Origin of the sequence: Deinococcus cellulosilyticus NBRC 106333 = KACC 11606 (genome assembly GCF_007990775.1) — a bacterium.
Taxonomy (GTDB): domain Bacteria; phylum Deinococcota; class Deinococci; order Deinococcales; family Deinococcaceae; genus Deinococcus_C; species Deinococcus_C cellulosilyticus.
In genome coordinates this window covers 146693-169264 of record NZ_BJXB01000010.1, presented here as the reverse complement: position 1 = coordinate 169264, position 22572 = coordinate 146693, and the positions used below count along the sequence as shown (strand labels likewise).

General features: G+C 58.7%; 12 protein-coding genes and 1 pseudogene. 8 read left to right on the top strand and 5 right to left on the bottom strand.

Annotated features, from left to right (window positions below; genetic code table 11):
* Nucleotides 1-127 precede the first annotated feature (127 nt).
* The 5 genes and pseudogenes from DC3_RS12645 (at nucleotide 128) to DC3_RS12630 (ending at nucleotide 7931) form a co-directional block, all read left to right on the top strand.
* Nucleotides 128-2584, top strand: a complete 2457-nt coding sequence (locus tag DC3_RS12645; protein WP_186816005.1) for an AAA family ATPase — start codon at nucleotides 128-130, stop codon at nucleotides 2582-2584.
* Complete coding sequence (locus DC3_RS12640; RefSeq protein WP_146884811.1) at nucleotides 2584-3852, top strand: McrC family protein; 1269 nt, start codon at nucleotides 2584-2586, stop codon at nucleotides 3850-3852. Before DC3_RS12645 ends, DC3_RS12640 begins: the two co-directional genes overlap by 1 nt.
* A gap of 230 nt (nucleotides 3853-4082) precedes the next feature.
* Nucleotides 4083-4520: pseudogene (locus DC3_RS29770) on the top strand (cyanophycin synthetase family protein); the annotation flags it as partial.
* Nucleotides 4521-4743: 223 nt separating this feature from the next.
* Nucleotides 4744-6915, top strand: coding sequence for a cyanophycin synthetase (gene cphA / locus DC3_RS12635; RefSeq protein WP_246130652.1), 2172 nt, complete (start codon nucleotides 4744-4746; stop codon nucleotides 6913-6915).
* A 101-nt stretch (nucleotides 6916-7016) separates the two neighbouring features.
* Nucleotides 7017-7931, top strand: coding sequence for a LysR family transcriptional regulator (locus tag DC3_RS12630; RefSeq protein ID WP_146884809.1), 915 nt, complete (start codon nucleotides 7017-7019; stop codon nucleotides 7929-7931).
* An 88-nt stretch (nucleotides 7932-8019) separates the two neighbouring features.
* Here DC3_RS12630 and DC3_RS12625 read toward each other — a convergent pair whose 3' ends face one another.
* The 4 genes from DC3_RS12625 to DC3_RS12610 form a co-directional block, all read right to left on the bottom strand.
* Nucleotides 8020-14127: an ExeM/NucH family extracellular endonuclease gene (locus tag DC3_RS12625; protein WP_146884807.1), complete on the bottom strand. Its 6108-nt coding sequence runs from the start codon at nucleotides 14125-14127 to the stop codon at nucleotides 8020-8022.
* Nucleotides 14128-15027, bottom strand: coding sequence for a hypothetical protein (locus DC3_RS12620; protein ID WP_146884805.1), 900 nt, complete (start codon nucleotides 15025-15027; stop codon nucleotides 14128-14130).
* A gap of 498 nt (nucleotides 15028-15525) precedes the next feature.
* A complete protein-coding gene (locus DC3_RS12615) occupies nucleotides 15526-16500 on the bottom strand; it encodes an aldo/keto reductase (RefSeq protein WP_146884803.1) in 975 nt (324 codons plus the stop codon).
* Nucleotides 16501-16648: 148 nt separating this feature from the next.
* Nucleotides 16649-17242 (bottom strand): DoxX family protein, encoded by a 594-nt coding sequence (locus DC3_RS12610; protein ID WP_146884801.1) that lies wholly within the window; start codon nucleotides 17240-17242, stop codon nucleotides 16649-16651.
* A gap of 517 nt (nucleotides 17243-17759) precedes the next feature.
* On the opposite strand from DC3_RS12610, the gene DC3_RS12605 reads away from it, so the two are divergent.
* Nucleotides 17760-19919 carry a diguanylate cyclase domain-containing protein gene (locus tag DC3_RS12605; protein ID WP_186816004.1) on the top strand — a complete coding sequence of 720 codons (2160 nt, stop codon included), beginning with the start codon at nucleotides 17760-17762 and terminating at the stop codon, nucleotides 19917-19919.
* Between the two features lie 353 nt (nucleotides 19920-20272).
* Here the strand turns inward: DC3_RS12605 and DC3_RS12600 are convergent, their stop codons facing one another.
* Nucleotides 20273-21583, bottom strand: coding sequence for an RNA-guided endonuclease InsQ/TnpB family protein (locus DC3_RS12600; protein WP_146884797.1), 1311 nt, complete (start codon nucleotides 21581-21583; stop codon nucleotides 20273-20275).
* Between the two features lie 115 nt (nucleotides 21584-21698).
* On the opposite strand from DC3_RS12600, the gene DC3_RS12595 reads away from it, so the two are divergent.
* The gene (locus DC3_RS12595) at nucleotides 21699-22097 is read left to right on the top strand and encodes a hypothetical protein (protein ID WP_146884795.1); all 399 of its coding nucleotides are present in this window, start codon (nucleotides 21699-21701) and stop codon (nucleotides 22095-22097) included.
* Between the two features lie 9 nt (nucleotides 22098-22106).
* Nucleotides 22107-22544, top strand: coding sequence for a hypothetical protein (locus DC3_RS12590; RefSeq protein ID WP_146884793.1), 438 nt, complete (start codon nucleotides 22107-22109; stop codon nucleotides 22542-22544).
* Nucleotides 22545-22572: the final 28 nt, after the last annotated feature.

Genomic DNA, 22572 nt, shown 5'->3' with positions numbered 1-22572 from the left:
GGTGTAGCGTGGAGGGAAGAGAGAAACCAGGGATTTTTACAACAGAACGCTGGGGCTTTGCTTTCCCCGGGTTTGTCGTTGAACCCGAGACATGCGGTAAACTGACCCTCAAAAAAGGACGGAATTCATGACTGCAAGGCAAGAAATCCTCAATGCCATCACTGCCCTCACTGCAGACCGGGACCCACCCACGGCCACTGCCCAGGAGATCCTCAAGTACCTTCAGGACCAGGGAACGACCTACCAGAGGCCCACCCTCACAGCACACCTTTATGAGCACATGAAAGATGTGCTCGAGAGAACCGACCGGGGCACTTTCCGCATCCGCCAGAAATCTTTGCTGCTCGAAGCGCAGGATGCGGACTGGATTCACTTCCACCGGGCTTACCTGAAAGCCCTCGAAAATCCCGATCTGGACCCGCAGGTGCTTCATGAGTTGCAGCGCCTGTTGATTCCCCAGACTGAGCCCTTGAACCTCGTTGCCCTGTGTGCCGCCCCCTACCTTCCCAGGCACCGGGAAAAGAGCATTCAGGGCATCCACTTCCTGCTGCAGATGGAAGCACCCACCCCCACCCATTACTTTGGGGCAAAACTTGATGCAGGTCAGTATTACACTGGAGAACAGGACACCGGGTTCATCCTGGAACTGGGACGGACCCTCTTCAAAGCAGCCCGGAATGGTGCTCTGTCCGAGGAACAATTCCATGCCCTTCAGCAGCACATTCCTGTGTTCAACAAGGCCACGGTGGCGTGCTACTTCATGAACCCCGAGGTGTACCTGCCCCTCAACGTGTACATCGAACGCCTCGCTGCCCGTTACGGGGTGAACGTCCCAGAAACCTTTGACTTCCAGAGCTGGAGGGTGTTCACACAGGCACTCATGGAGCGCACTGGTCTGAAACCCTTTGAACTGATGGCCCTGGCCTGGAAGCACGCACCGGAACTCAAAAAACCTGTTGCAGCAGAAAAACCACCTGTGAAGAAAATCCGCGTCGCACCTGCAGGTCCTGCCACCAACCTGATCCTTTACGGTCCTCCGGGCACAGGCAAAACCTATGGCGTGGTGGATGAGGTGCTGAAACTCCTGTCCCCAGAGCACCTGAACAGCCCACGGGTCCAGAAAGTGCAGGTTTTCGAGGGCCTGAGGTCTGCAGGTCGGGTGGAATTCGTCACCTTCCACCAGAGCTTCACCTACGAGGATTTCGTGGAGGGCATCCGGGCCGAGACCACCGAGGATGGACAGGTCAGGTATGTGGTGCGGGATGGGATCTTCAAGACCCTCTCCCAGAGGGCACTGGATCTGCTCATTGTGGATGAGCCTCAGGCACAGCCTGCTCCAGAATCTGCAGCAACCCAGGGCACATCTCCTGAAGTGGAAGCTTACGCCCTTGAGCAAGGGATTGATCTGCAAAAGACCCTCTGGAAGATCAGCATTCAGGATGGACCCACCCTCAGTTACTGCCTGGACCACAACGAGGTGCGGGTGCATTTCGGGCACGTGGGTGATTTGCGCCACCCCACTCCAAAACAGGAAGAACAACTGCAAGAACTGAAAAGCAGACAGCACATCCTGCGAAACCTCTCCACCCTTCCAGAAGGAACCCTGATGGTGCTTTCTTCAGGTGGCGCACTGGTGGATGCTGTGGGGGTGGTCAGAGGACCCTATCATTTTGATGCCCACCCTCCAGGGCTTGTCCACCAGGATTATCAGCATGTACTTCCAGTTCGCTGGCTGTTCAAAGGAAGGCAGGAATCCTTTTTTGAAGAGTATGGAGGAAACTTCAACACCTTCACCCTCAACCCTTACCTGTCCACCAAAGTCACACCGTACATGGTGCTCTCCCGGTTCCTGGGCGTCTCAACCCCCATCCCTGAATCAACAGAGGCTGCACCTCATGCCCCTTCCTGCGTGCTGGTCATCGATGAAATCAACAGGGGAAACATCTCGCGCATTTTCGGGGAACTGATCACCCTGCTTGAGCCTTCAAAGCGGCTTGGGGCTGCAGAACAGCTCACGGTGCGGCTTCCCTACTCGAAAGAGGACTTCGCAGTACCGGGTAACCTGCACATCATCGGCACCATGAACACCGCAGACCGCAGCCTCACCCAGATGGACATTGCCCTGCGCAGGCGTTTTGAATTCCGGGAACTTCCCCCCAGACCAGAGGTGCTGCCTCAGGATTGTGCGGGGGTGAATGTGAGGCGCATGCTGCATGCCATCAACCGTCGAATTGAGGTGCTCTTTGACCGGGACCACACCATCGGGCACGCCTACCTGATGCCCCTGCATGAAAACCCGACCCTGAACACCCTCGCTTCCATCATGCAAGACCGCATTCTGCCTTTACTGGAAGAGTACTTCTTTGAGGACTGGGGCAGGATTCGCATGGTGCTCGCTGACGACCAGACCTCCCGCACAGACGAGCAATTCGTGCTGGAGGTCAGTGAGGAGGAAACCACCCTGTGGGTGCCCCAGAGCCGCCCGAGGGCCATATACCGGGTGAACCCCGAGGCTTTCAGGAACGTGAGCGCCTACCAGAAAATCTACAGTTCCCTGCCAGACCACCTTTTTCAGGGGCTGTGATGCTCTTCACGGTGCACGAGCATGAGGTGATCCACCGGGGGTCCGGTCCTGGGAAAAGCCTGCCTGCTCAGGTTTTTGACCGCCTCAAACAGTTTTATCTGGAAAATGTCCCCAACACCTTCATGCCTTTCACCCTGACGTTTCTGGGGGGCCGGGAGGTCTTCAAGGTGGGCAATTTCGTGGGGGTGATTTCGGCACCGGACTTCACCCTGGAAATCCTGCCAAAAGTGCAGCTGGGAGAGGGGGGGAATTCAGCAGAGGAGCGGGCTTTGCTCCTCAGGATGCTGGTCACGGTGGGGATTCTTCCAGGCACCCAGACCAGTGTGAATGCCAGTGTGGAAACCGCAAAAGTGCCGTTTCATGAGGCATTTTTCCGCAGGTACCTGCTGGAGGTGTCGGAGGTGGTGCGGCGCGGCCTGATCCGCCATTACACCGACCACCAGGACCACCTGCTGTCCCTGAAAGGCAGGCTGGATGTGAGCAGGCAGATCCGGGAGAACAGCGTTTTAAAGCACCGGTTTGCTGTGGAGTATCAGGAGTTTGACAGGGACCGGGCCGAGAACCGCCTGATACAGTCTGCCCTCCTGCACGTGGTCCGGAACACCCGGGACGCCGAAAATGCCCGGCTCACCAGAGAATTGCTCTTTGCCTTTGAAGGGGTCTCCCCTGCCAGAAACCTTGAAGACGAACTCAGGAAGTGGGCCACGGACCGCAACAGCACCCACTACCAGCCGATCAAAGGCACCACCGAGATGATCCTCAGGCAACAGAGCCCCTTTGCCACACTCGGTGCGGCTTCTTTCTTCTCTTTGCTCTTCCCGATGCAGGACGTGTACGAACAGTACGTGCTGCACCTCCTGAAGGGTCAACTCTACGGGTGGCGCATTCAGGCGCAGGTTTCCTCAAAGCACCTTGCGACCTTGCAGGAGAGGCCCATTTTCCAGCTCAGGCCAGACGTGCTGATTTCCCGGGGGCACGAGCAGGTGATTCTGGACACCAAATGGAAGCGCCTGGACAGCAAGGACACCCGCAACCACTACGGAATTTCTCAGTCCGACCTCTACCAGATGTTCGCTTACGCGCAGACCCACCTTCAGAATCAAGAACAAAAGAGGGTGATATTGCTCTACCCCAGAAACGAGCATTTCACGGAAGTGCTCGGGCCTTTTGTGCTGCCTGACCGGGTGGAGGTGTGGGCGTGGCCTGTGAACCTGCAGCATGCTCAGAATGTGGCTTCAAGTCTGCGGTCCTTTCTGGGGGGTTCCTGATGAAAAGGGCTGGAGGATTTTTCCTCCAGCCCTTTTGAAGGTGTGAGTGAATGAGAGCCTTCAGTAAACAGGAAATCACAGGCCAGTGCAAGGAATGCAAAGGCAACTGAATTCATGCTGATGCACGTCTTAATTTGCAAGTCAGCTTCTGCTACATATTGACCTGCTGCTCGGTCCAATAATGGGTTTGAACCGACTTGCCCGATCCCTGTGTGCTGCAACCCCTGTCCATGAGACACGACCTGTTGCGGGCGGGCGGACACCTCATTTCAACCTCAAGGAGCCCCATGGACAACCTGAATTCTGAACCCAGAGAAACCATCAAAGTACTGGGACGCCATGTGTACCGGGGTCCCCACCTGTATGGCAAGACCCCCATGATCCACATCAAACTGGACCTCGGTCCGCTGGCTTCCAGCACCACCCACAGCCTTCCGGGTTTTGTGGCAAAACTCTTGAGCCTGCTGCCTTCACTGCAACAGCACCCGGGAGCGAGTGGCACCCCTGGAGGACTGGTGCAGCAACTTCAGCAGGGCATGCCCATCACCCAGCTTTTGCAGGTGCTGGCCATGGAACTGCAGTGCCTGGCAGGGAGTCAGGTGCAGCTTGCCCCCATCCGTCCTCCCCTGCCCAGCAGCACCGCCAGCCATGTGCTGTACCCGTACGCGGAAGAACGCCTGGGTCTGCTGGCCGGGTGGTTTGCCCTGCGCATGGTGCACCACCTGCTTCCAGCAGAATTCCAGGGCATTCGGGGGAGCAGCCGTCTGATTCCCAGCGACGTCTCCCCCCGAGCCGAATTTGATGACCCTCTGGATGTGGAGGGGGACATCCGGGTGCTGAACCGCATCTTCCGGCGTTACGGGCTGGGCCCCACCACCCGTTCCCTGGTGGATGAAGCCCGGAACCGGGGCATTCCGTGGATGCGCCTGGACGACCAGAGCCTGGTGCAACTCGGATACGGCAGGCACCAGCACCGCATCCGGGGTGACCTCCCGCACTTCAAGCCTCGCAGCAGAAAATGCCAGCGACAAGGACCTCACCAAGCAGTTGCTGGAGAAATCCAGCGTGCCTGTCCCCAGAGGAAAAGTGGTCTATTCGCTGGAAGAGGCCCTGGAGGCCGCCGGGGACCTCGGGTACCCACTGGTGTGCAAACCACTGGACGGCAACCACGGCAGGGGCATCACCCTGCACCTGATGGACACAGAGGCGGTGACCAGAGCCTTTGAACTGGCAAAACAGCATGGGTCGGCGGTCATCCTGGAGCAGCAGTTTGAAGGCCGGGATCACCGGGTACTGGTGGTCGGTGGCCGCCTTGTCGCGGTGGCCGAGCGGGTTCCGGCCCATGTGGTCGGGGACGGCATTCACACCATCGACCAGCTGATCGATCAGGTGAACCAGGACCCCAGACGGGGTGAAGGCCATGAGAAGACCCTCACCCGCATCAAGAAAGATGACGCCCTGTTGCACCTGCTTGAGCAAAACGGTCTGAACCTGCAGTCCGTTCCAGAGCAGGGCAAAACCGTGTACCTCAGGGACACCGCCAACATCTCCACCGGTGGAACCGCCATTGACCGCACCGACGAAATCCACCCGGAGAACCGCCTGATCTGCGAGCGTGCCGCCCGGGCGGTGGGCCTCGACATTGCCGGGATGGACCTGGTGTGCCCGGATGTCACCCAATCCATTCTGGAAACCGGAGGGGGCATCATCGAGGTGAACGCCGGGCCGGGCTTCCGCATGCACCTGCACCCCAGCCAGGGCAAGGCCCGCAATGTAGCGAAACACGTGCTGGACATGCTGTTTCCACCGGGGCGACCCAACCAGCTGCCCATTGTGGCGATCACTGGAACGAACGGCAAGAGCACCACCACCCGCATGGTCGGGCACATCATGCGCCTCGCCGGGCACTGCGTGGGCCTCACCACCTCCAACGGCATCTACATCGGGGGGCACCGCATCGACAGAGGGGACACCACCGGACCGAGAAGTGCACGCACCGTCCTGATGGACCCGGAAGTGGACTTCGCTGTGCTGGAAACCGCCCGTGGAGGGCTCCTCAGGGAAGGTCTGGCCTTCGAGAACTGCACCGTTGGAGCCCTCCTCAACATCGCAGAAGACCACCTCGGCATCGGAGACGTGAACACCATCGAGGACCTTGCGCGGGTGAAAGGCACCGTGATTGAGGCGGTGCGCAAAGACGGGTACCGGGTGCTGAACGCCGATGATCCCCTCACCGCACAGATGCAAAACACCGGAGAAGGCACATTGATCTGGTTTTCCAGGCAGGGCCTCGCCAATCCGCTGGTGGCAAAGCACGTGCAGGAAGGGGGCACGGCACTGGTGTACGGGCAACTGCTGGAGGTCGGCCCGGGAACGGCCAGTCAGGCCCAGCAACAGCAGGGCTGGGTGCTGCTGTACCAGGATGGGGAACGCACCCCCCTGATTGCCGTGCAGGACATTCCCGCCACCATGGGCGGACTGGCCGAATTCAACATCGAAAACAGCCTCGCAGCTGCAGCCATCGGGATTGCCTGCCAGGTGAGCCCGGAAACGGTGGCCGCAGCCCTGCGCAGCTTCCACCCCTCCTTCGAGGAGAACCCGGGCCGCATGAATTTCTTCTACGAGCATCCCTTCACGGTGCTGATGGACTACGCCCACAACCCTGCAGGCCTCACCCACATTGGCAGGCTCGTTGAGGGCCTCAGGGAAAAACACCGCCGGGTGATCGGGGTGCTCAGCGGCACCGGAGACCGCCGGGACGAGGACCTCGTGGAGCTCGGGCGCATCGCGGGAAGCATCTTCAATGAACTGATCGTCAAAGACGATGAAAGGCGAGGCCGGGAGGTCGGTGAGGGTCCACAACTGGTGGCAAAAGGGGCACGCGAGGCCGGACTGGGCAAAAAACACATCCAGAGCATCCAGCCTGAATCGGCTGCCGTGACCGCCGCACTGGAAATGGCCCGCACCGGAGACCTGGTGGTGATTCTGGCCTCCAACGTGGAAGACGTGTGGGCACAGATTCGCAGCTTCAAACCGGACCGGGCACTCCTGCAGATCGACTGAAACCCATCTTCTCAGGTGAGAACAGGTCAGAGGGCAAAAACCCTGCTGACCTGTGATCCATCCGTCCTGAAAATCCGACTCAAGGTCTTACACTTGAACCCATGAAGCTCACCCAGTTGAGATGCCTGCTGGCCATCGCGGAAACCGGCAGTTTTTCAGAGGCAGCGTTGCAGCTTGGCATGTCCCAGTCCTCGGTGAGTGGTTCCCTCTCGGCACTGGAAGCCCACCTGGAATGCACCCTGATCGAGCGGGGCCGCTTCGGGGCCAGGCTCACCGGGATCGGCCAGGAAGTGGTGGTGCACGCCCGGGCGGTGCTCAGTGCTGCTGAAGGCCTGGAGCAGCAGGTGGCCCTGTACAAAGGGAAGGTGCAGGGGCAACTTGTCATCTGCACTTTCCGCAGCATGGCCAGTCAGGTGATCCCTCCCCTGATGCGGCACCTCAGGCCCCTCCACCCGGAGTTGCAACTCCAGTTGCTGGAAAGCACCACCTGCGAGCCGATCAGCCTCCTCAAACCCCTCGAAGACGGCAGTGCAGACCTCGCGTTCATCCCGGACCATGACTATCTGGCGTTCCTGTCCTGGGTGGTGATGGAAGACCCTTACGTGGCCCTCCTTCCAGAAGGCTGGGGTGCAGGTGAGGTGTTCCACCCGCAGCATTTGCTGCAGCACCCCCTGATCCTCTCCCGCTGCGAGCACTGCGCCGGACGCATCCTGCAGTACCTTGACGGGCATGGACTTGTCCCGAAAGAGGTTCTGCAGGTGCAGGACGACTTCACCATGTACAGCATGGTCGCCCAGCAGCTCGGGTGGTGCCTCAACCCCAGGCTGGCGATTGATTTTGTGCCACCTGGAACACGCATGCTGCCGCTGGCCCTGCCCCTGGGCCGCACCATCCGACTGGCTGTGAGGTCCGGTGGGCTCAGGCTCCCGGCGGTGCGTCACTTCATGCAGGCCCTGAAAACCCTGCTTCCTGACAGTGCACTGCCTGAAACTGCACCACAGTCTCAATCATCATGAGGGCCAGAACATCGGTCGCCTTTCCCTGCATTTTCAATGCAGCAAAAAGCAGGCCAGGGGTCACTGGCCTGCTCTGTTGCGAAAGAGCTTAGAGGCTGGGCAGGGTGCAACTGGCCACGGTGCCCACACTGCCCATAATCACCGAAATGGTGCCGGTGTTGCCTGAGGCATTGCGGTTGAGGGCTCCACCTGCCTGGGACAGCTCAAAGATTTTGCTGCTGTCTTCCAGAACGTTGTTGCGGAGGTCCAGACAGAGGGTGGCCGAACCCCCCGTGACGGTTTCAGCCTTGAAACGGCCCACAGTGGTTCCTGTGCTGGGGTTGCCAATGGTGTTGCCTGTAACCGTCGCCTGCAGGTTGCTGGAAGCGTTGGTGGCACGGATCGCCAGTGCAGAGTTGGCAGTGTTGGAGCCTCCCCAGATGCTGGGGTTGTTGTTGACGTGCACCTTCAGCACAGCAGCGGTCTGGGTTTCCAAATCCAGGGCCCGACGGGAAGAGGGGGTGCCCACAGGATTTGCCTGGGTGCCAATGGTGTTCCCTTCGATCAGCACGTTCACGTCATTGGCGTTGTTGCGGGCCGAGATGAGCATTCCCTGACGGGCAATGTTGGTGAACGTGTTGTTCAGGATCTTGATTTTGTGGTTGATGCCGGTGACATCGTTGTCGATGGCCATGCGCAGGCCCACATAACCGTTGGTGCCTGCAGGATCGTAAGCATAAGTGGGTCCAGCACCACTGCGGATGTTGCTGACGGTGTTGTTCTGGAAGGTGGCAGGGGTGGTGCCATCACCGTACCGTCCATTGAAGACGGCATTCGCATTGATGACCCCGACGGTGGCCAGTGGCAGGGCCACCCGGTCGAACTGGTTGTTGTTGATGTTGGGCACCAGGGTGCCGTTGCCCCCTACACCCATCTCCAGATTGTTGAGCCCGTTGGAAGGGGCATTGACAAATTTGGTGTTGGAGACATTGAAGTACACTTTTGCGGTAGAGCCGAGGGCGTCTGCTGCACCCACCACAATGCCACTGCCGAACAGGTTGGTGTACTTGCTTTCAAAAGCGTCACTGGTGTTGCTGTCTTTTACATTGAAGGTGACCACCGAATTTCCCATGGTGGAAAGGCTCACGGAGGTGGCCCCATCCATCTTGTTCTGGAAGGTGGTTCCATCAAAGGTGATGGTGGAGTTGGTGTCGGTGTTCACGACACGGTAGGCATAAGCCCCTCCAATGGTGGTGCTGTTGTAATCCACCACGCTGTTGTTCAGGGTGCTGGTTCCGCCCAGATTGGTGGCCAGCACACCACTGCCATTTGGAGCGAAAATCTTGATGTAATTCAGATCCAGGTTGACAGCATTGTTGACCAGGACAGCAGTTCCGGTGGTTTTGTTGAGGGTTCCACCGGAGGTGGCCACCCCTGCGGCTCCCACCACCGAGAGGCCGCCCTGGCTTCCAGTGCCGTCCAGCACAATGGCATTGGCGGGACCCGTGCCACCTGTGCCCACATTGATGCTTTTGAATTTCAGGCCACCACTGCCAATGGTGGTGTTCTGCACGTTCACTGCGGTGCCGGTGGTGGTGGAAATGGTGCTCTGGGTGCTGGTGGCCGTCGCCATGCCGCCGTTGATGGCATTGAAAGCCGTGCTGGTTCCGGTGCTCAGGGCAAGCTGTCCACTGAACGTCACCGTTCCAGCACTGTTCAGGTAAATCCCGGACCCGTTGTCGGTGATGTTCCCGTTGAAGGTCACCGTGCCTGTGGCACTGCTGATGCTCACCGACCTGCCGGTTCCACTGTTGGTGAGGTTCGGGGCCACCGTGATGGTCGAGCTCCCTCCACTGACACTGAACAGCGGGGTGCTGCCTGATGTGCGACTGATGGTGGCTGTGTTCGGCAGGGTCCAGCTGTTCGAGGTGTTCGTCAGACCGATGGCCGTCCCGTTGCTGGCATTCACCGTGAGGTTGCTGCTGGTGATGCCCCCAAGGTCCACACCCGTGAAGGCCAGACCATTGTTTCCGCCCAGGGTCACCGTCTCCAGGGCCGAGAGGGTCAGGATGCCTCCGGTTCTGTTGAGGTTCAACGCGGTGGTGGCCCCACTCACCGTGGTGTTTTTCAGGCTCAGGCTGTTGGTGCCCGTGCTTGAGGAAATGTCAATCCCGGTGTTTCCACTGGCCGGGGTGACGTTTGCTCCACGGATTTCCAGCGCTCCGAGATTGCTGCCCGAAACCCTGCCAAAGGTGGGAGCAAACCCGGCGGCTTTGCCATTGAAGGTCACACTGGGAGCACCTGAGATGTCAGAGAGGCCAAAAGCCACTCCCTGGCCGATCAGTTTCTGGTTGGTGTTGCTGAGGGCCACAGGTGTGGTGCCATAAGAACCATTGTACACGTAGATGGTGGCTCCACTGCTGTTGCTCTGGGCCGCTGCCGTGGCCACTGACTGCAGAGGAGCGATGGACGTGCCATTCCCACCTGCGGGTGCAGTTGCATTGACATACCACACCTTCCCGGCCACGGTCACGTTCACCGTTCCGGTGGACTGCAGGTGACTGGTCACCCCTCCGATGACGTGGGTGTCTTCCACCACATAGGTGAAAGAGTCACTTCCGGTGAAGCCCGGAGCCGGGGTGTAATGGAACGCTCCGGTTGCAGCATCAAAGGACACGCTGGCCCCGGAAGCAGAATTCACCGATTTCACAACCAGCGGGTCTCCATCCGGGTCGGTGTCGTTGGCCAGCAGCAAGGCACCACCATCGGTGACGTACATGTCTGAAGTGCTGATTTTCTGCACGTGCATGGTGGTGTTCCCGATGGTCTGGTACCCGCTGTCGGTGTTTGCAACAGGGGCTTCGTTCACATCGTTGATGGTGATGCTGACGTTCTTCTCGTAATACAGGCCACCACTGTCGGTCACCCGGAGGGTCAGGTCGTGGGTGTCGTCCCCCTCGTAATTGAGTTGGCTGCCATCATCCACCTGGAGCTGGCTGCCAGAGACCTTGAAAGCCCCGGCATGCTCCTGCGAGACAATGCTGAAAGACGCAATGTTGTTCTCGGGGTCCAGTCCGCTGAGGTTCGCCACCACGGTGTTTGCAGCACTGTTCTCGTTGACGTTCTCGCTGGAAAGCTCAAGATCCACAGGCGGCTCATTTTCGTTGGTGACAGTCACCGTGATGGCCTGCTCGGCAGTGAGCCCGGCAGCATCGGTGGTGCGCACCCGGATGGAGAAGGTGTCTTTCAGCTCGAAGTTGAAGGCCTCGGTGGTCTGCAACTGGTCCCCGATGATGGAGAAACTGCCGTTGTCGGTGTCCCCTGCTCCACTCACCAGACTGTAAGAGAAGGAGTCGCCGATGTCCTGATCGGTGCTGCTGAGGCTCCCCACGGTCGTTCCAGCAGGCTGATTTTCCGCCACGCTGGTGTTCCCGAGGGACACAGCTGTGGGGGCATCGTTGGCGTTGGTGACGTTCACGGTGAAGGCCTGTTCAGCAAAGAGGCCCCCAGCGTCGGTGGTGCGCAACCGGAAGGAGTAGCTGCTTTTGCCCTCAAAGTTGAAACTGGCATTGGTTTGCAACTGGTCACCAGAAATCTGGAAGCTGCTGTTGTCGTCAGACCCTGGTCCGCTCACCAGGCTGTAGGTGAAGGTGCTTCCGCTGTCCTGATCGACGCTGTAGAGGGTCGCCACGGTCGTTCCAGCAGGCTGGTTTTCTGCCACTTCGTTGTTGCCCAGAACAAGCTGCACGGGCGCTTCATTCACATCGGTGATGGTGATGGTGAAAGCCTCAGCGTAGGTGAGTGAACCATCCGTGGCTTCCAGACGCACTTTGTACTGGCTCTGGTTTTCAAAGTCCGGCACCCCATTGAATTTCAGGCTGGTGCCATCCACCGTGAAACTGCCGTTGTCATCGTCTCCGACACCTGCACCCAGGCTGAAGGTCAGGGGGTCTGAGTTGGGGTCGGTTCCCCCGATGGTGCCCACCCCACTGCCCGCCGGGCTGTTCTCGGCCAGGGTGGTGCCAGTCAGGGTGATGTCACTGGGTGCGGCATTTTCTGCCACATTGTTGATGGTGATGGTGAGGTCTCTGGTGGTGAAAAGCCCACCTGCGTCCTCACTCCTCACCCGGATGCTGTAACTGGGTTGGGTCTCGTAGTCCGGGGAGCCGTTGATGGTGAGGCTGTTTCCGGTGATGGTGAACGCTGCATTGTCCCCGTAACCGGACACCAGGGTGTAGGTGTGGGTGTCCCCTGCGTCCACATCGGTGGTGCTGAGGGTGCCCACTTCGGTGCCTGCCGAGACGTTCTCGTTGATGCTCTCACTGCTGAGGGCAATGCTGGTGGGGGCCTCATTCACATCCGTGACGTTGATGGTGAACGTCTTCTCGAACACCTGGGCAGGGGACCCACTGTCGGTGCTGCGGATGCGCACACTGTAGCTGTTTTTGGTCTCAAAGTTCGCACTGACCGCAAAGTTCAGGTTGTTGCCCACTATCTGGAAACTGGCGTTGTCGGTGTCTCCACTGCCCGACACCAGGGTGTAGGTGTGGGTGTCGGAGGGGTTCCGGTCGGTGCTGCTGAGGGTGCCGACCGTTCCGGAAGCTGCGTTCTCGGGGAAGCTGTTCCCGCTCAGGGCGATGTCAGAGGGGGCAAGGTTGCTGGCAGCCAGGTTCAGCCCGATCAGGATGGGGTCACGGGGGCTGGAGCGGTAAGCGTCTGCTGCGTACACACCTGCAGGTTTGTTTTCAGTGTTGTAATCGAACACTGAAGGCTCGTCTGCGTTGATGTGCCACACCCCATGCCCGCTGACCTGGGCGGAAAGAGAGGGGCTCACAAACGCATGGTCGAGCAGGCCGGTGAAGCCACCTTCCACACTGGTGTATGCTCCAGCGGTCAGCACATCCACAAGGTCATCGGTGTTTTCTGCGGCGCTTGCGCCGGCCTGCAGGATTTGAATGGCATTTTCGTTTCTGTGGGCGTTGAAATCGCCCAGAATCAGGGCATCCTCGTCAACGGTGCCCGTGGGATTGGTGATCAGCCAGTTCAGCAGATCCTGGGTCTGACCCAGGCGGGTCTGGGCGCAATTGCCCTGACCATCACTCAGATCATCCCCACCCCCACACGCTGTGTCCCGTCCGGTAAACTGGGTGACCACAGCGGTGAAGGTGCCCAGGGTGGCATTTTCCCGGAAGGTCTGGGCAAGTGCCTGCACCCCACTGGTCGGGCCGGCTGCACTCCCCTCCACGGTGAGGATGGAAGGACGGTACAGGAAGCCCACACCGCTGCCCTGGATGAGTGCATTGGTGCCCACACTGGGGGTGCGGGCATTCAGACTGTCCTGCAGGTCTTTCAGTGCTGTGGGTGTGCTGGAGTCCGGGTTTTCAAGTCCAGTCAGGCTGATCACATCTGCATTCAGTCCAGCGAGGGCTTCCACCACTTTGGCTTTCTGCTGCTGGTGTTCGGTGTCATTGCTGGCCCCAAAGGTGCCAGAGAAGCCACTGCCAGCCCCGTCTCCATTGGCGTACTCACCGAGGCTGAAGGAGGCCACTTTGAGGGTGGAGGTGCCCACATCAGGCACGGAGGGGCGTGCAGCGCCCGTGAAGGTGGCACCGGCCTGGGTGGCATGCAGGCGGTAGGCATCGGTGCCTGCCCATCCGCTGTCACTGAAGCCCAGCACCCCGGTCACGTCGGCACTGTCTCCACTGCGCAGGGGGTTGCTGGTGGAAAGGGCAGCGTTGCCCCGCCCGAACAGGGTGGAAGGGTGCTCGTTCAGGGAGCCATCGTCCACAATCAGGCTGCGTTTCAGGCTGTCGCTGAGGAAACTGGCATAACCGGTGGCATTGGGGGCGTTGTTTTCAGTGAAGTATGGGGTGCGGGTGTCGGCAAGGGTCACCAGGCCTCCGCGTCCCAGGTTGGCGGTGTCGGTCACCACGCCAGTCACGTGGATGCGCATGCCTTCGTACTGCTCCCAGTTGGTGCCACTGGCAGAGAGCGTCACGTTTGTGGCGGCAGGCAGGGTCTGGCCGGTGCGCATCACCACAGCACTGCTGATGCTGGTCAGGTGGGTTTCTTGCAGGGTCTCCCCCACTTCATCCACCATGCCCGTGACCCGCACACGGTCTCCAGCATTGATGCTCAGGCAGGTGGTGTCGCACTTCACGAAGATGCCCTCACTGGTGGTGGGATCGCTGTCCTGGTCTGCGGTCTCTTCCTGCACTTAGAACCCACCCAGTTCACTGGCCTGCTGCAGGTCCGTGGTGACAATGCCATCAATGGTGACGGTGTTTCCTGCAAGTGGACTGGCGGCATCTCCACTGGCGGTGGCCCCCTGAATGTCATGGATGCGGGTGATCCCTGAGGTGGTCACCTCCTCGCTGAACACGAACAGGATCGAGAAGGAATACGGGTCGTTCTGGGGGGTGAACTTGCCATCTCCGTCCACTGCCATGTCGTAACTGGCCCCCAGGGTGACGTTCACCGATCCGCCGATGGGCAGCACGCCAGGCACCTGCCAGCCGTAATTCTTGACTTCTGCGATCACCATGCCTGTGGGTGCGGTGGGGGTGATGCCACTGACATTGAGTCCGGTCAGAAATGGGGTGGCGGTGGGGTCGGCACTGGTGGAATCCGTGTTGATGTCGTAACTCTGACCACGCATCAGGGTGATGTTGCTGGCCTTGCTGGAGGCGTCACTGCCATCGAAGTACCGGAGGCTCTTGATGGGGGTGTTGCCGACCGTGGGGGTGTTGCCTCCGTTGTTGGAGGGGTTGCCGTCGTCGTCGGTATCGACAGGGATGAAAGCGATGTTCTCGATGGCCTTTCCAGAAGTGTTGGTGATCTTGTAACGGGCTTTCAGGTGGCGCTTTTTGGTGCTGTCCACGCTGAACGATTCCACGCCCAGACGCTGCAGGGTGAAACTGCCATTGGCATCGGTGAGTGCGGTTTTCTGGTAACCGCTCGCGGTCTGCTTGTAGGCATTGATCTCCACTTTTGGGTTTTTGGAGTTGGCATCGGTGAAGGTCAGCTCGTAAAGGGTGGGGCCACCCGTCTGGGGCGGGTTGGGGGCACAGGGTTGGGGGCGTTGTTCTGGAAGCACCCGGTGAGGAGCAGGGCACAACTCAGCAGTTTCAGTTTCTTCATGCGGTTCCTTTGGGGGAGGCGCTTTACCGGGGCCAGGCAAAAGCGCTTCAGGGGGTCAGCAAATGGAGCTTGGACTGTGGGCAGGAAAAGTCACAGGCAGACTGTACCTCCTGATCAGGTGTCGTGGCTTCTGAAGGCAGCTTCAGGCTGCGCTAAGTTTCGTTACATGTATCCTTGTCATTACACACCATTCTCAGTCTCTCAGGCAAGCTTCAGCGTTAAGTGATTGAGGACAAATTGGTCACAATTTGTCTGAACACCCTGTCAGAAGCTGTAAGAACACACAATCAACCACAGACGACAGAATGTAAGCGCATACAAATTCAGGCCTGTTCCCTCCAAATGGATGTCTGCAGTTGAGGATGTGTCCGAGGAAGAAAACCATGCCCATCCCCCAAAGGAGCACCCTTGAGGCTCTGTGAAAAAGCAAAAGAAGCCTCACATGAGGCTTCCCAGATCCAGAACGGTCAGAGGGTCAGATGCCAGCCACACTGCGAGGACAGTAAGGTTCCTCCAGATGACGCACGTCCTCTTCTGAAAGTTTCACATCCAGTGCAGCTATCGCCTGCTCCAGATGCGGCAGTTTGCTCGCTCCAATGATGGGCGCGGTGATGCCGGGTTTCGAGAGCATCCAGGCAATGGCAACCTGTGAAGAAGACACTCCGTGTTGCCCTGCAACTTCGGCCACCCGGTCTGCAATCTGGTGGTCGGTTTCGCTGCCGTACAGGCTGTGGCTGAAGCCATCGCTTTTTGCACGGGTGGTCTGTGCCTCTCCCCCTTTGCGGTTCCCGGTGAGGAAACCCCTTGCAAGGGGGCTCCAGGGGATCACCCCCACCCCTTCTTCAATGCACAGAGGGATCATTTCCCGCTCTTCTTCCCGGTACACCAGGTTGTAGTGGTTTTGCATGCTCACGAAACGCGTCCAGCTTTTCAGGTCGGCAAGGTAGAGGCTCCTGGCAAACTGATATGCGAACATGCTCGAAGCCCCGATGTAACGCACCATGCCCAGTTTCACCAGGTCGTGCAGGGCCTCCAGGGTTTCTTCGAGGGGGGTGTTTGCATCATAACGGTGAATCTGGTAGAGGTCGATGTGGTCGGTGCCCAGCCTTTTGAGGCTCGCGTGCACGGCGTCCATGATGTGCTTTCTGGAGAGGCCCCGGTTGTTCACACCCTCCCCCATCGGCCAGTAGACTTTGGTGGCGATCACCACGTCTTCCCGTCGGGCAAAGTCCTTCAGGGCACGTCCGACGACCTCTTCGCTTCTGCCCAGTGAATACATGTCTGCCGTGTCAAAAAAGTTGATGCCCGCTTCCAGGGCTTTTTGAATGAACGGGCGGCTCTGCTCCTCAGGCAGCACCCAGTCCCGCCATCCCGGGTCCCCGTAGGTCATGGTGCCCAGGCAGATGCGAGAAACATTCAGACCACTTTTTCCCAGTCGAAGGTATTGCATGTGGGTTGTCCTTTCAAATGCGAATGTTGATGCCCAGCCCATTCTCAAAAAATCTTTGCCCTTGCATTGTGAGGAAAACCGGGTTTGCAACATCCAGCAGCAAACAAAGAAAAACCCGCACTTTGTGCGGGTTTTCCAGAAAGGAGGGTTACAGGGCGGGTTTCGCCTGAGGAGTGACTTTTCTGAAGAGTTTACCGGGCGCTCCGGGAACACCGAGGTAAGGGAGCACCACACGGTCCAGTCCGTAATGCCCAGCCACCCTCCACCCCAGCACGATCGCAAACGCTGCAATCAGCATGATCGGGTTCGAGGACACCGTTCCCGCGAACAGGAAGTTTGCATTCATCAGTCCGCCGAAGAAGGCTGCAATCCCACTGAAGATCCCCAGGATCAGCGCAATCCCGATCAGCACTTCACCAAACGCCACCATGTAAGAGAGCAGTTCTGCATTTGGAAGCGCGAAGTGGGTGATGAAACTGGCATACCAGCCTGACACATCGGGGTGGTCCCCCTGGGTTTTGGCCAGTGAGCCTTTCAGGAAGCCTTCGATGGCCACCCCGGCTTTGTCTCCGACCCACACCCCTGCGGGGTTGGTGACTTTGCCCCATCCGGCGTGCAGCCACTGCCAGCCCAGCCAGATTCTGAGGATCGTCCAGAGGGGTGCGAGACGGGTGTCTGCGAAGAGGACGCGGGTGAGGGTGGGTTCGGGGATTTGTGTACGGAGGTCTTGTGTGGTGCTCATGTCGTACCTTCTTTCTTTCTGATTTCATGGTACCCCTCACCCTTGTGAAAAATGTCCCGAGTGGACTTCACTGCGCTGGAAGTCAAACGTCCCATCATGTCAGGAGGATCATCCTGAAGCACCACCAGCACAGTGCAGAAGAAAGCGCAGTCCAGGGCAGTGCCTGCCAGAAAGTCCCTCCTTGACTTGCAGGACAGCAGTCCCCTTCTCAGAAAGTGGAGAACAAAATCCTTTGCATGTCACCTTCCGTCCGCAACAAGGTCACATGCACGCTCCCGACTGGCACACGCCTCCCCTGCTGCTTTCAGCAGAACAGCAGAACAATCCGTTTGCCACCCTCACATGGGGGACAGTGTGCTGGCGAGTTTGAAGGTGGCAGCACATGCCTGAGGACCCTTCAGCACTTCTCTCTGTGATGCTGTTTCTCCGCAATCAGGTGTGGTTTGTTGACAGGGGTGTAAGAGGCCACAGGGTAAACTGCAAGGGATTCCAGGCCATCCAAACCCAGAGGTGCCCCATGTTCCAGAAGATCGCGGTGTTGATCGACCATTTTCATCCTTACCAGAGCACCGTCCTCACCGGCATCCGCCATGTGCTGGACCAGCACAACATGGGGTCCACCGTGTTGATTGGTCGCAACCTGCACGATCCCAGCCCCGGAATCCGCAGGGCCAACGACATCTACAGCCTGGCCCGCACTGGAGATTTTGCCGGCCTGATTGTCTTTTCGGTGTCAATGGGGATTTACGCCAGTGATCAAGACCTCAATAGCTTTGTGGACACCTTTCAACCCCTTCCCACAGTGTGCATTGGCCGCAGGGTGGAAACGTACCCGACGGTGGAGGCAGACAACATCCACGGCATGGAAAGCCTCATCCACCACCTCATTGAAGTAAGAAAGTTCACCCGCCTGGCTTTCATGCGGGGCATCCCTGGCAACCAGGATTCTGAGGTGCGGGAAGAGGTGTTCAGGAGGTGTGTAACGCAGAAGGGCCTCACGGTGCATGAACCCTGGATGCTCACCGGGAACTTCTCCTCCAGCGGAGCCCAGCAGGCACTGGAGGCCGCATTGAAAGAAAGCAGCCCGGACTTTCAGGTGGTGGTGTGCGCCAACGATGAAATGGCGCACGGGGCCATCACCCTGCTCAGCCAGCGGGGAATCCGGGTGCCTGAGGACATTGCAGTGGTGGGCTTCGATGACAGCGAGGAATTCAGGCATGTGGTGCCTGCACTGACCACCGTGCGGCAGCCCTTTTTCGAGCAGGGTGTGCAGGCTGCAGAAGCCCTGATGAAGCTCCTGCAAAACCAGCCCGTAGATTTGCAGCTGTTGGTGCCGACCCGGCTGGTGGTGCGGGAATCCTGTGGAGCAAGCCCCGCTCCTGCGGGAGCCGCCGAACCTGCACCTCAATCTCCAGATTTGACCTTGCTGGAACACATGGCTGCCCACTGGCTGGAAGCCCTGCAGCAAAAAAACCCTTTGCACTTTCTGGGGTTCTGGCGGTCCCTCCTGCTCGAACGCCCACTTCTGGATGAGGAGTTCAACCACTGGCAGGGCTTGCTTTTGCAGGCGTCCGTTAGGGTGGAAATGGAGCTGCAAGAAACACAATGGCCCGGGTTCAGCCGCCTGAAAGACCAGGCGTTCACCACGCTGAACAGTGCCCTGCAGATGGTGCACTCCACCCGGCGCATCCACAACGTCACCCGGGCCATGCACCTGCCCGTGATGTTCTCGGCAGGCAGCAGCATGGAACTTCACACCGAGATCAGGCAGCACCTGCAGCACCTGTCCCTGAAACCGCACGTGCTGGTGCTGAGGGACCTCGAAGATGAAACGAAATCCCAGGTGGTGCTGTCGGATGGGGTCAAGGGTGCAGAAACACAGCCTTTCCCCAGCCACCAGATCCTGCCCAGCAGCCTGGAGGGGGTCCTGAATGCTTCACACACCCTGGTCACCCCCCTCTTTGAACCAGAAAGGATGCTCGGACATCTGGTGTACCGTCCGCCCAGCGACCTGTTCTTCGATGAAGAGTCCCTGTGCTACACCCTCAGCCGGGCTGTGCAGCATCACCTTCAGCAACAGAGGCTGGTGCAGAATGCTGAGCGTCTGGAAGAGCTGGTGCGTTCCCGCACCCGGGAACTGGAAGCCCTCAACCTGGAACTGCAACGCTCCGCATTTCTGGATGGCCTCACCGGGATTTACAACCGCACCGCTTTCAAGGACCACCTGGCCCGCCTGTGGGCACAGCACCTGCGCAAAGGGGCACCGCTCGGCCTGATCCTGTGCGATGTGGACCACTTCAAACGCTACAACGACACCTATGGGCACCTGCAGGGAGACGCCTGCCTCAGGCAGGTGGCAGAGGTGATGGCCTCCTCGATCCGCAGGGGGGACGTGGTGGCCCGCTTCGGAGGAGAGGAATTTGTGGTGCTTTTGCCTGAAACCAGGCTTTCTGGTGTCATTCAGGTGGCCGAGCGCATCCAGCAGGAGTTGCAGGGCCTGCAGATTCCCCATGAGGGCTCGGACGTTTCACCCTTTGTGACCCTCAGCCTTGGGGTCACCTCACAGGTTCCGACCTGCGCCTCCTCTGCTGAGGAACTGGTGAAAACAGCCGACCTGTTGCTGTATGAGGCCAAAAGGCAGGGGCGTGCCCGCTGGGTGGATTCGGGTTGCGACTGAGGCTGACCCCGGTGTCCGCAAGACAAAAGGGGTTTTCAGAAAGAATGGTCATGCGATGCAGGATCTTTCCGGGTTTTGCCCAGTATGCTGCAATCCGGTCCTGCAAGAGGATGGGCTTTGATGCACCATGGTGTGCTGGGTACAAATGCATCTTCTCGCACCACTTGCCGCCATCTTGTAATAAATTTGCAATTTTTACTGGAATCGTGCATTTCTTTGCAATTTCGTCACACTCATTGCTTTAACATCAAACCATCATGCACACACCAAACGCGGTTCTGGCAAAAATCACATCAGGCACACTCGGAGGACTGGCCGGAGGTGTGGCCTTCGGATTCATCGTCAATGACCCATCACATTAGTGATGGGCTTGCGTCTGGATTCCATCGCAACTCTGCATACCTTTTCAGGCGAGCAGCTTTGACTTCACCATCCGACACATCAGGGCGCATTGACAAAGCACCCGTACTCATCCAGTCCTGCCGGACAAGCATCGTTCTCAAAGCAATGTTCACACTCGCCACCCGATCTGCGTGACCCCGATGACCACATGCCTCACACAAAAACTCCAACCCAGCCTTCGGCCTGTTCCCTCTGGACACATGACCGCACTTCGGGCAGGCTTGAGACGTGTAATGGGCATCCACCCGCACCGCAAGAGAGCCAAACAGGGGAGCTTTGTACGCCAGTTTGCTCTGAAGTTCCGCAAACGACCACTGGCTCTGGTGACGCTTGGCCCGTTTGGTCTTCGGACTGGCTTTGGGGTTGCTGCGTCTCTCGGTGCGTTCACGGATTTTGGTCAAGTCCTCCAGTCCAAAAATCGAGCGAGGGAAACGGGTGATCAGCCTCTTCGCAAGGGTGTGATTTCGGTCAGCGATCAACCGTCTTTCCCGTCCACTCAGAGCAACCAACCTTCGGGTTGCAGAACGGGTGCCTTTACGCTGGAGGGATTTCTTGATGCGAGCAAAGTGCTCCTTCTTCTGACGAACCGCCTTTCCTTTCTCGAACAGGGATTTTCCGTCCTTATCGGTGGCCACAAAGTGGTACCTCTGGCCCACATCCACACCCACAATGTTGGAATGTTGCGTCGGGTGAGGGTCAGAAAGTTCAACATTCAAAGCCACAATCAGGTAATACTGCTTCTTCGACTTCTGGTAGTAAAGCTTGGCCGCTCCGGTTTCGCAACCCTGTCGAATCAGATCCAGATGCTTCTGGTACCCTTCGTACTCCAGAACCATGCGTCCCTCAAGGGTGCCAACACTGACTTTGCCACCTTTTTTCCAGGAGTAATCGCGGCCATGCTGGTACTCCAGGGTACGAGCAACAAATCTGGGGGCAGCCTCTAGGCCTTTGTAACGGCGTTTGGTCCGACCCAGTTCTCGGGCTTTGAGGTTCTGTTTCAATTTGGTCCACTGGCCTTTGTAGGTTGCTGCGACCTGACGTTCTACAGTGCAGGCGAGCTGGGCTCCGAGGCCAAACTGTGCCCGCAAATCAGCATAGACCGCCTTGTGGAGCCTGGGTGCAGAAGAAGTTTTGTCGAGTTCAAAGGCTTTGTTGGAGGCGTAATTCAGAGCATCACGGTAGGCCAGGGTGATCCTGTCCAATGCAGCTTTTTGCGCTGCAGTGTGGTTCAGTTTCAACTTGGCGCTGATGGTGATCCTCATAAAGAGAGTCTAACATGGTGAAAAAACAAGGTGGAGATTTTGACAAATGGGCAGGCTTTAGCCTTCCACCCCTTCCTCCCGTGACTGAAGTCACGGGAGGAAGGGGTTGCTTGACATGAAGTGGCAGGGGGTGCTGCCCTTCGTGGCAAAACTGGTTGGCTCGGACTCCGAATTCATCGGGTACCTGGTTCACCTGGGGATTGCAGCAATCATCGGCCTGATTTTCGGCCTGATCTACGGGCCAGCCCAGACGCTCGGGGTGGCCCTCAGAAGCGGAACCCTCTACGGCATCATCTGGTGGGTGCTCGGACCCCAGATCCTGGTGCCCCTGTGGCTCGGCTTCCCACTCCCCGCAACCCCTGCTGCCTGGATTCAGAATGCTTTTTCTGCGTCCATGGTCTGGAGCCTGATCGGGCACATCCTCTACGGGGTGATCAGCAGCCTGCTGGGCCAGATCCTGCAGGGTGTGGTGGGAGGCCTGTTCCTGGGCCTCAAAGAACGCGCGAGGGCCTGAGGAAAGACCATGCCACAGCTCAAACGCACCTGCAGCACCTGTGAACACACCTGGCTGGTCAGCCGGGACATGGAGGCCCTGCTCACCCGCGAAGCCGTGCGCGGGCACCCCAGAAAGAAAGGCCTGGACCTGCTGAACCTCGACCTCAGCCAGCTGGTCCAGCGGCGGGTGAAAGCCACCCTCACCGATGTGGCCCTCGGGGACTCGGTGGCCGCACAGGAACTGAAACTCAGCCGCAGTTGCCCGAACTGCAAAACCTACCTGCAGTACACCGAAACCGAAGTGGACCCCACAGAAGCCCTGGCAAGTCTGGTGTCCCTGGTGCCAGAGGAGAACAGGGTGGAACAGCTCCTCTCTGAACTCGACCTGCTTTTTGAGGACCTGCAGAAAAAACGCATCACCCCGGCAGAATTCACCCGCAGGCAGGAACAATTGCTGCAATCCTGACCCCCTGCAAGAACGGGCAGGCCTCCCG